Consider the following 10,000-nt stretch of genomic DNA (forward strand, 5'->3'; position numbering starts at 1 on the left):
CCGATGAAATGGCTGCGCGAGATCGAGACCTTCTGGACGCTATTCACGGCGCCGACCGTCTGGGCACTGCATTTCCTGATTTGTTATGTCGCCTTCGCGGTCTTTTGCGCCAAGCAGGGTGCGCTTGCCCTTTCTTTCGATACCGTGCGGCTGGCGCTCGGTGGCGTGACCGTCGTCGCGCTAGGCGTCATCGTGCTTTCCGCCTGGCTCGCCTGGCGGCAATGGGGCTTTGGCACCGACGATCCGCCGCATGATGCGCCGACCGACGAGGACCGCCGGAAGTTTCAGGGCTTTGCCACCCTTCTGCTCGCGGGTCTCTCCTTCGTCGCCGTTCTCTACGTCTCGGTCCCGCTCCTCTTCATCGGAGCCTGCCAGTCATGAGCCGAGAGGGGACACGGAAAAATGCATCGCTGGCCGCCGGGATCGGTGTGCTTCTCGCCATTCTCGTGGCCATCACGCTGAGTTGGGGCGAGCGGTCCTTCACGGCCCATATGGTTGTCCACATGGCCATCGTTGCTATTGCCGCGCCACTTGTAGCCACAGCGCTTTCGGGAAGCCGTGCCGATCTCACGCGGCACCTGCCGTGGCTCGGACCGCTGCTCGCCTCGCTGATCGAACTCGTCATCGTCTGGATCTGGCATGTGCCGGCCATGCGCGGCGCGGTGGAAGCCGAACCCTTTCTCGGTCTTTTCGAGCAGGCGACCTTTCTCGCCGGCGGCCTTCTTCTCTGGCTCACCTGTCTCGGCGGCGCGGCAGATGGAAGGACGGGGCGGCGGCTTGCCGGTGCGATCGGGCTTTTGTTCACCTCCATGCACATGACCCTGCTCGGCGTTCTGCTTGCGCTAAGCCCACGCCCGCTCTATGGGGACGGCGACGTGACCTGCTTCGGCATTCCCTTGACTGGCGGAACCGACCAGCAACTGGGTGGTGTGGTCATGCTGGCCGTTGGTGCGGCGTCCTATCTCATCGGCGGCGTGGCGCTCCTTTCCAGTATCCTGCGTGACGAGGGGCCTTTGAAGCCGGAGGACGCGCAATGCTGATCCGCTGGCGTCATCTCCTGGCAGCCTTGGTCGCCTTGCCTGTTCTCGGCCTGATGGTTGCGTGGCTGGGTCTCATTCCGGTCGGCGCGAGCGGCGGGCACTGGGCGGCAACCGACTGGTTTTTGCACTGGGTCATGCGCAATTCGGTGCGAACGGCGGCACTCGATACCAAGACCCCGCCTCTTAACAATGCCGCCATGCTACCGCTCGCGGCCGGTCATTTCGAGACCGGATGCGCGCTCTGCCATGGTTCGCCTGTGCAGAAGCGGTCGGCAGCAGCTCTTGCTATGCTGCCGCCGCCGCCGGACCTGGCAGAGGTTGTGCCGACCTGGACTGATGCCCAGCTGTTCGAGATTGTCCAGCATGGCGTGCGCTTTACCGGCATGCCCTATTGGCCGACGCGCGATCGGGAGGACGAGGTCTGGGCAATGGTCGCCTTCCTGCGGCAGCTGCCGGATATGGACGGGCCGACCTATCTGCGACTATCCGGGCTGGCCACCCCGATCCAGGACGGCACCCTCCGACCACCCGCTCTTGCCTGCGACAGCTGCCACGCGGAAACGCGGCTCGACGGAAACGGCCTGATCCCCGGCCTTGCCGGCCAGTCCGAGGCCTATCTGCTGGAGAGCCTGCGCGCCTATGCCGACGGAACGCGGCCAAGCGGCGTGATGCAGGCGGCCATCAGCGGGCTGGAGCCCGACAGCTTTCATGATCTCGCCCGCTTTTACGCCGGTCAGGCGCGCCAGTCGCTGCCGCCTGCGCAAAGCGAACCCGCCCTCCTCGATCATGGCCGCCGTCTTGCCGAAGCGGGCGACGCTGGCCGCCGCATCCCCGCCTGCCTCACCTGTCACGACAGGGCCGACGGAAACCCTGCCTTTCCCGTGCTATCCGGACAGAGCGCGCCCTATCTGGAAAGCCAGCTGCGCCTGTTCGCCGCTAAAACCCGCGGCGGGGGCGCCTATGCAGACCTGATGATTCCGGCTGCCGAAAATCTTGAGGAGCGCGACATCGAAGCACTCGCTGCTTATTTCTCCAGTCGATAATTCTTTTCCTTCCAGCCCGAAAATCGTGTGTCTCAGCTTGTTGATTCGGTGAGGCCGCCTCTAGCTCCGTTGTTGTGCAGGCTCAGGCGTCTGATTGGAACGCAGCGACAGCTCTTTTAGGTGGGTCGCAGCGCTATAATATTCTCGGATGTGAGGTCCCGAATTCAACTGAGCCTAGAGTCAACAGGGTCTCCCAGAGGACCGTGCCGTAGCTGGCAGCAAGACATTGATATGATGGTGATGTTGAGATTTTTTCTTGCCTGTGCAGTATGGGGAAAAACGCTGGGCTAACGACTTTATGAACGCGGACGATATCTGGAATAGCCTGAGCGATTTTCCCGCTCCGGATGGCCTTCTGTCGGAAGGCGGCATGATGGGTGATGCGATCCGCCACCATGACTGGGCGGCGACCTCCCTAGGCCCGATGGCAACGTGGCCACTTTCCTTAAAGAATGCGCTGCGCATGATGCTGACGTCCCGCCAGCCAATGTCGCTGTTCTGGGGTCGTGACCTGATCATGCTCTACAACGACGGCTACGCACCGTTCCTCGCCGAACGCCATGGACGGGCGCTGGGTCAGCCATTCCAGACGATCTGGAGCGACGTTTGGCAGGAGCTAGTGCCGCTGGTTGCGGAAACGCTTTCCGGTCGCGGCACAGGCGGCGAGGACATCCGTTTGATGATGCTGCGCGATGGCGTGGAGGTCGAAACCTTCTGGACGTTTTCCTATACACCGGTCCATGACGACCATGGCAGGATCGCAGGCCTGATCAACATTACCACTGAAACGACGTCTCACGTCCGCAGCCAGGCTGCTGCGGCAGCGATCATTGAAGATACTCAACGCCAGCTGGAACATACGATGCAGCTGGAGCGACAGCGGCGCATTGTGCAGCGTGAGATGGCGCACCGCATCAAGAATATTTTGTCAATGACTATGGCAGTGGTGTCGCAAAGCATGCGTCATGCAACAAGCATCGAGGATGCACAGGAAACAATCACGCACCGGATCGGTGCCTTGGCCAAGGCCCAGGACATCCTGACCGACACGGAATTCCGGGATGCTAATGTCCGCTCGATCATCGAGCAGGTCCTCAAGCCCCATCAGGACCATAGTGGCCGGACCCGCCTTGATGGCCGCGATGTGAAGGTTTCGGCGCAACAAGCGCTAGGCCTGTCGCTTGCTATGCATGAGCTGGCCACAAACGCCGTCAAGTACGGTGCCCTGTCCAACGAGAACGGTACGATTTCCGTTAGGTGGGAGGAGGGTGCCGACAACACGTTCCGGCTCGAATGGCAGGAAGCCGGTGGTCCGCCGGTAGTGCCGCCAAGCCGCAAGGGGTTCGGCTCGCGCCTGACCGGCCGGATCGTCGGGGGGTATTTCAACGGGGCGGGTGATATCGATTATCATCCCCAAGGTGTTCGTTACGTGCTGACGGGGACAATCGAGCGCCTCGCAGACGAACTTAATCCTTCTTGATGACTTTAAGGCCGATGAAAAGCATGCAGCCGTTAAAAGTCCTCGTCGTCGAGGACGAGATCATTCTCCTGGTCGATATCGTGGATCTCGTGGAAGACAGCGGATTCCGCGCGCTGGAGGCGCAGAACGCTGATGCCGCAATGATCCTGCTGCAACAGCACACCGATATCGACGTCCTGATCACCGACATCGACATGCCGGGTTCCATGGACGGTCTGGAGCTGGCACGTCGTGCGCGTGGAATCTATCCGGATATGGCCGTGGTGGTCATTTCCGGAAAGTTGCACGCTTCAAAGAACGATGTGCCTCCGCGCGGCCGCTTCATCCCGAAGCCCTACCCCCGGTTGGCGATCATGGAAGTGCTTAAGGCGTTGGCGACGCCGTCATATCATTAGTATTTTCGGTAAACCTGATCTGTTTTTGTCCGCTTGAAACCGTAACAATTCCACTAATTTTGGATTGGAAACGGTAAGGAGAGCATCATGTCAGACGATGGCAAGAAGAAGCGGAGACCCAAGGGGCAAGCGGCACTTGGAGATGTTGTTCAGACTAAAAAAGTTGTTGATTTGATGCTGAAACAGCAACACGAAGATACCAGGGCCAAGTCTGCGCGACTCCGCGAACTCAGGCTTGCAGCAAGGCAGCAAGATTCACAGACGCCTTAACAACCTGACGAGGAGCACTAACCAGCTCGATTGAACTGCAGGGTTTTGTGAACATCAGGCAAACCTCTATTCACGCTGTAAGTGTCGACATCGACAATGTGGTCCAGGTCTCACCGGAGCGGGTAGCAGGCCAGACTTTCGATTGCCATTTTGTTGGCCAAGGTGAGAAAGCCGAAAAACCACCTTGTCCACCATCTCCGTCAGGTCGGCTTGACACAGCATGTTCCCCCCGGGAAAAACGTGTGGCGCTTGGTTTGTTCCCGCAATGGATTCCAAACCACATTTTGCGCGTCACAGGACACGCAGATCGCCGAGGCCGTATTTCTTGACTTAGTGGATAAAACAGCCGCCGGCCTCGGAACGGCTATGGCTGGCACCCCCAACATCTGATTGAGGATCTTTCCAATATTCCCCTTTTCCCAGAGCGCCGCCCGGTTTTGAAGACGTCTCCGAAAACTACGTCGTCGATGACGAGATAAACGCTTCAGCGTCATTGGAAGAGAGCCCGCCATTTCTGGTCTTTGGCGGTTGACCACAAAATTGACCGCAGTTGGCGCTGAGCGGCCACGAGGCTATTCCAGATAGGGCCGGAGCACCTGTTCGATCCATCCCATGAATGCTCGCACACGGCGTGACAGGTTTTGGCGATGCGCGACCACAAGCGACACGTTCAACGGCTCCGGGCGGAAATCCGGCAGGACTTCAACAAGTGCTCCGCTTTCCAGATGTTGGCGTATCCCGTAATAGGCTGCCTGGATCAGTCCCATGCCTGCGAGACCGGCAGCCTCGTATGTCTGCACACTATTGACATGCAGTGCACCAGGAAGCGGAAGCGTCGCAAAATCGCCGTCACCGTCCGGATACTCCCAGCCATAGGGTTTGGCGCCGAGTGTCCTGCTGTAGTGAATCGTATGGTGCGTCTGTAGTTGCAGGTCTTCCAGAGTTTGAGGGATGCCATAGCGAGCTATGTAGATCGGGCTTGCCGCATTCACCATGCGCAGCCGACCGAGCCGACGGGCGATCAGAGTCTCGTCCCCAATCGGCCCGATCCGGAGCACGCAGTCGAAGCCCTCCTGAACAAGATCGACCTGCCGATCCGTGCTCGATATCTCCAGCTCCAGATCTGGATGGGCGGCCATGAATTCCGGCAGGGCAGGGATGATCGTCGTACGCGCCAGTTCTGTCGGCAGATCGACCCGAAGCCGACCTCGAAGCGCAACGTGATCTTTCGCAAACATCGATTGTAGATCGTCGACGCTGGCAAGAATGTCGCGGGCGCGCGCATGGTAGGCCCGTCCGTCTTCCGTGATTTGCACACTTCGTGTCGTCCGGTGCAGCAATCGAACGCCGACATCCTCCTCGAGCTTGCGAACGGCGGTGGAGGCGCGCCCCTTTTGTATGCCCAGGCTATCCGCCGCGCGGGTAAAGCTCCCCATCTCGGCAACCCGGATGAAGATGAGGAGTGGCTCAAGGTTATGCAATTCTAACACACCCGATTGGACCGTTTGGGAAGAACAATGCGTTCTTTATAGCCCAATTTATCATCGATTGGCAAAACAGTAGTTTGGCACGGGCACGAACTATGCACCGTCAATAAGGCGGAACGCCCTAGCGCCAAGGACATACAATGACCCAATCAACCTTAAAGACCGCCGTCGTCTACCACTCCGGCTACGGCCACACGAAACGGCTCGCAGAGGTCGTCGCCGAAGGCGCTTCCGCGTTGCTGATCGCGATCGATGCCGAAGGCAACATCTCGCAGGATGCGTGGGACGCTCTCGATGATGCGGATGCCATCATCTTCGGCTCGCCAACCTACATGGGCGGACCTAGCTGGCAGTTTAAGAAGTTTGCCGACACCTCTTCAAAACCGTGGTTCGAAGAAAAGTGGAAGCACAAGGTATTCGGCGGCTTCACCAACAGCGCCAGCGTCAACGGCGACAAGCTCAACACCCTGCAATATTTCGCCCTCCTGGCAGGCCAGCACGGTGGCGTTTGGGTTAGCCTTGCTATGAAGCCTGCCAACGTCAAGGCGTCCAAACGTGACGATCTGAACAGAATGGGCTCATACATCGGGCCGATGGCACAGTGCGACGCAGATGCCGCCCCGAACGAGATGTCACAAGGCGATCTTGAGACCGCTCGGCTTTACGGCGTTCGCGTAGCGGAAATCGCCAGCCGATTTGCGCCGGCTCAAACAGCCTGAACGCCAAACGATCAATGACCGAAGGATCGATCAATGTCTATTGGTGTGCAGAACCTCTTTATCGACGGGCACTGGGTGCCTTTCGAAAGTGGCAAGACCTACGTATCTCTAAACCCTTTCACCGGGGGCTTCGCGACGCGGGCGTCGGCTGCAAACGCCGTCGACATCGAGCGTGCTGTGGATGCAGCGCAGAATGCCTCCGGTCGCTGGGCTTCTTTGCCTCCGGGCAAACGACGGCAATATCTTTTGGCTGCGGCCGACGCCGTTGAGGCGCGCGCCTCAGACATCATCGAAGCCATCACGACAGAGATGGGAGGACCCGCCGCCTGGGGGAAATACAACGTCAAGGTCCTGGCGGAAAAGCTTCGTTTTGCTGCAGACGGCAGCTACCAGGGTCTGACCGGTGAGGTCATCCCATCCGAAAATCCGTCGCGAACGATGATTGTCGTCCGCAAGCCCGCAGGGGTTGTCGTTAGTATCGTGCCCTGGAATGCTCCGGCACTGCTCATCGGCGCGTCAGTGCCGGCCGCACTCGTTCTCGGCAATACTGTCGTCATCAAGGCGTCGGAGCAGACACCCCGGACGCACGGCCTCGTGACGGAATGCTTTGCCGACGCCGGCTTCCCGGCTGGCGTGGTCGACCTCATCACCAACGCTCCCGAAAACGCGGGCCAGGTCGTGGAAGCCTTGATTGCCAATCCGAGCGTGCGCCGCGTCCACTTTACCGGATCGACGCGGATCAGCCGCATCATCGCGGAAAAGGCCGGGACCTATCTCAAGCGGGCCGTGCTGGAACTTGGCGGCAAGGCGCCGTGCATCGTTCTGGCCGATGCCGATCTGGATCGTGCCGTGAGTGCTGCGGCATTTGGCTCATTTGCCAACTCCGGACAGGGATGTCTTTCGACTGAACGCATCATCGTCGACAAGTCCATTGCCGACGACTTCTGCCGTCGCCTCGCCACTGTGGCGAAGACCATCGTCTATGGTGACCCCCGCAACAGCGCGACTGTGCTTGGTCCAGTCATCAACGCGCCCGCGGTCAAACGTCTGGCGGAACTGGTCGAGGATGCCGTTGCTTCCGGTGCCCAGTTGCTTGAGGGGGGCAAGGCCGACGGCCCATGTTTTGCCCCAACGGTCTTGAGTGGCGTCACGCCCGCCATGCGTGTCTATCAGGAAGAATCCTTCGGACCCTTGGCATCCGTCGTCATTGTCGATGGTGCGGAAGAGGCAATCCGGATCGCCAACGACAACGACTACGGCCTGTCCTCTGCGATATTCAGCCGGGACGTCACATATCAACGGTGCAACGCTTGATGACGAGGCTCAGATACCCTTTGGAGGGGTTAAAGACAGCGGCCACGGCCGGTCGGGTGACGCAATCGGGTTCGAAGAGTTTACCGAGCTGCAATGGATCACAATCGAAGGTCCACAAGCTCCGTGATATCCGATCTCCGAACAACACCTCTGACCGACACGTCGGCTTAAGGGCCGGCGTGATGGTCCCTCGATGGCCATTCTAGGAAGGCGCTCATGCACACAATATTCGTCGGGCTTTCCGTCGCGGTATTCGTTGGCAGCTTGTAAGGTGCTTACCGGTATCTTATTAGCGTCCCGTGCTCAGGATAGGATCAGCATTCTCCTGTGTTCGGAATGCGTATTGTAAGCCAGTGCCCCGGCGTAATGCCAAAGGTTTTCCGGAAATGCCGCGTAAAATGTGCCTGATCAGCAAAGCCGGCATCAGCGGCCGCCGCCGCGAGCCCCTGTCCTTCCGCCAGGGATCGTTTTGCCCGCTCCAGGCGGCGCATTACAAGGTATCGGTGGGGGCTCGTACCCATCAGCCGTCGAAACTGCCGCGCCAACTCGTATCGATCCAGTCCTGTTTCTGCCTCCAGTGCCTTGGAGCTTACGAGGTCTGCGCAGCGGTCTTCGAGGAGGTCCCGAGCTCTCAGGACAGCGGACCGTGCCGAAGGAGTTAGCCTTTTTCCCAGTGCACCCGCCTGCCGGAAAAGACCGGCAGCCAGCCGCATCACCACGTCATCCATGATCAGGTCAGACGGCTGCTCGTCCAGGTCATAGAGGATATCTCTGAGCGCCTGCCGTATCTCCTCATCGGCCAACACAGGATCAGGAACAAAGGGCAGCCCTGTTTGATCACCGTTGACGGCGCTGATCAGGGCAGGCGGGAGATAGATCATGCGGTAGATCAAGCCATCTTCAGTGCCGGCAGCTCCGTCATGCAACTCGTCGGGATGAAGCACGATGACGTTGCCGGCATTGCTGAAGCGCTCGACCCCACGATAGTGGAAAGTCTGCACGCCATGGAGCGTTAGTCCAAGCCCGTACGTGTCATGGCGATGCGGTGAGAAGGCGTTGCCATGAAAGCGAGCCTCGATGCGCTCCACCCCATGTGAAGGGTCGGCAACACGGATCCCGTCCGCCGGACGGGCCTGGCACGAACGTTCAAGACCGCCCCGACCACCCGGCGCTAAGTCTACGTTTAAGTTCACACCCAAAAAGGAGTTCCGTTGCATGTTTGACACCAAAATCGCGATCGTAATTCGCGATGATCTTGCAATGTGGCAGAAGCTGAACGTGACCGCCTTCTTGACGAGCGGCCTCGTCGCCCAATCGCCGGAGATTATCGGCGAACCATACCGGGATGCGGACGGTCATGTCTACAATCCAATGACCATCCAGCCAATGGTGGTGCTTAGCGCAGATCAGGAAACATTACGCGGAATGCATAGACGCTCCGTCGAGCGTCAGGTCACAATCTCCGCCTACACGGAGGAAATGTTTGGGACTGGCCACGACGCTGCTAACAGGGCTGTGTTTGCTCAGTTCTCGCCAGATATTGCGAAACTCGCGGGACTCGCCCTGCGCGCCGAAAGGAGGATCGTTGACAAGATCGTCAAGGGAGCCAGGATGCATCAGTGACCGCATCTGAATGATGCCGCGTTGGCAGAGTTGCTTTCAACGCCGAAGCGCCGCGGGAGTTGACAGCCGATGGCAGCCTCTAACAACTGGCCTGAACATCGGTATCAGGACGTCTTTGTAAAAAGGCGTGCTGTTTTGTGAGTGTTGAGTTGGCGGGTCAGAGCCGAGGCCAGAGCAGTGCAAGTCTGCCGAAGCGAGAAATCCGTCCGTTTCAGGCCGACTCCGGACTACTGGTCAGGTGTCCGCATTCGTAGATGGGAGAGAAGGGGGAGCAGCCAGCCCATGTTCTTCCAAACCCGGCAAACCTGATTTCCCTGCGCACCAACGGCACTGGTTGCAAGAGATATACAAAGGCAGGGTCGATGGCTCGATACCCTTCAAGAGCTTCATATTGCTGAGTGGTCCCGGGTTGCGGTTCTAATGAGAGGCTTGCGCATCTGGATGAAGCGCCGCACCAACTTTCTGTGCTGCGGCCGCCAGGCGCTTATCTCTTGTCCACAAACTAGGGTCCGGACCCAATAATTGGTTTCCTTGCACATTTCGACGTGATTCAATCGCCTGAGCAAGGAGGCGATTTCATGTCTGATTTCTTTTGGTTTTCCGATGCGCAGTGGGAGCGAATAGAGCCG

Annotated in this window: 10 protein-coding genes and 1 pseudogene; 9 read left to right on the plus strand and 2 right to left on the minus strand. The window is 59.0% G+C overall.

All coding sequences use genetic code 11. The features are described 5' to 3' along the window. The first annotated feature begins 3 nt into the window (after positions 1–3). The 6 genes from G8E10_RS24055 to G8E10_RS24080 all read left to right on the plus strand — a co-directional run bounded on the left by G8E10_RS24055 (position 4) and on the right by G8E10_RS24080 (position 4,228). Positions 4–381, plus strand: coding sequence for a hypothetical protein (locus tag G8E10_RS24055; protein ID WP_062594334.1), 378 nt, complete (start codon positions 4–6; stop codon positions 379–381). Further along, on the plus strand, positions 378–1,040 hold the full coding sequence (locus G8E10_RS24060) for a cytochrome c oxidase assembly protein (protein ID WP_167130964.1): 663 nt from the start codon (positions 378–380) through the stop codon (positions 1,038–1,040). Before G8E10_RS24055 ends, G8E10_RS24060 begins: the two co-directional genes overlap by 4 nt. Beyond that, complete coding sequence (locus G8E10_RS24065) at positions 1,034–2,083, plus strand: c-type cytochrome (RefSeq protein ID WP_167130965.1); 1,050 nt, start codon at positions 1,034–1,036, stop codon at positions 2,081–2,083. Before G8E10_RS24060 ends, G8E10_RS24065 begins: the two co-directional genes overlap by 7 nt. 262 nt (positions 2,084–2,345) lie before the next feature. Continuing rightward, the gene (locus tag G8E10_RS24070; protein WP_343289873.1) at positions 2,346–3,563 is read left to right on the plus strand and encodes a PAS domain-containing sensor histidine kinase; all 1,218 of its coding nucleotides are present in this window, start codon (positions 2,346–2,348) and stop codon (positions 3,561–3,563) included. 23 nt (positions 3,564–3,586) lie between these two features. Further along, positions 3,587–3,958 (plus strand): response regulator, encoded by a 372-nt coding sequence (locus G8E10_RS24075; RefSeq protein WP_167130967.1) that lies wholly within the window; start codon positions 3,587–3,589, stop codon positions 3,956–3,958. 87 nt (positions 3,959–4,045) lie between these two features. Continuing rightward, the gene (locus tag G8E10_RS24080; RefSeq protein ID WP_167130968.1) at positions 4,046–4,228 is read left to right on the plus strand and encodes a hypothetical protein; all 183 of its coding nucleotides are present in this window, start codon (positions 4,046–4,048) and stop codon (positions 4,226–4,228) included. 572 nt (positions 4,229–4,800) lie between these two features. Here the strand turns inward: G8E10_RS24080 and G8E10_RS24085 are convergent. Then, on the minus strand, positions 4,801–5,709 hold the full coding sequence (locus G8E10_RS24085) for a LysR family transcriptional regulator (protein WP_167130969.1): 909 nt from the start codon (positions 5,707–5,709) through the stop codon (positions 4,801–4,803). Positions 5,710–5,855: 146 nt separating this feature from the next. Here G8E10_RS24085 and G8E10_RS24090 point away from each other — a divergent pair, with 146 nt between their 5' ends. Both G8E10_RS24090 and G8E10_RS24095 read left to right on the plus strand, forming a co-directional pair. Then, complete coding sequence (locus tag G8E10_RS24090; protein WP_167130970.1) at positions 5,856–6,434, plus strand: flavodoxin family protein; 579 nt, start codon at positions 5,856–5,858, stop codon at positions 6,432–6,434. 33 nt (positions 6,435–6,467) lie between these two features. After that, positions 6,468–7,875, plus strand: a pseudogene (locus G8E10_RS24095) (aldehyde dehydrogenase family protein). 187 nt (positions 7,876–8,062) lie between these two features. Here G8E10_RS24095 and G8E10_RS24100 read toward each other — a convergent pair. After that, positions 8,063–8,965 carry an AraC family transcriptional regulator gene (locus tag G8E10_RS24100; protein WP_167130971.1) on the minus strand — a complete coding sequence of 301 codons (903 nt, stop codon included), beginning with the start codon at positions 8,963–8,965 and terminating at the stop codon, positions 8,063–8,065. On the opposite strand from G8E10_RS24100, the gene G8E10_RS24105 reads away from it, so the two are divergent. Then, a complete protein-coding gene (locus tag G8E10_RS24105) occupies positions 8,964–9,371 on the plus strand; it encodes a DUF2000 family protein (RefSeq protein ID WP_167130972.1) in 408 nt (135 codons plus the stop codon). The two genes, G8E10_RS24100 and G8E10_RS24105, sit on opposite strands and share 2 nt — an antisense overlap. Positions 9,372–10,000 lie beyond the last annotated feature (629 nt).

It is taken from the genome of Ferranicluibacter rubi, assembly GCF_011603255.1.
Lineage (GTDB): Bacteria > Pseudomonadota > Alphaproteobacteria > Rhizobiales > Rhizobiaceae > Ferranicluibacter > Ferranicluibacter rubi.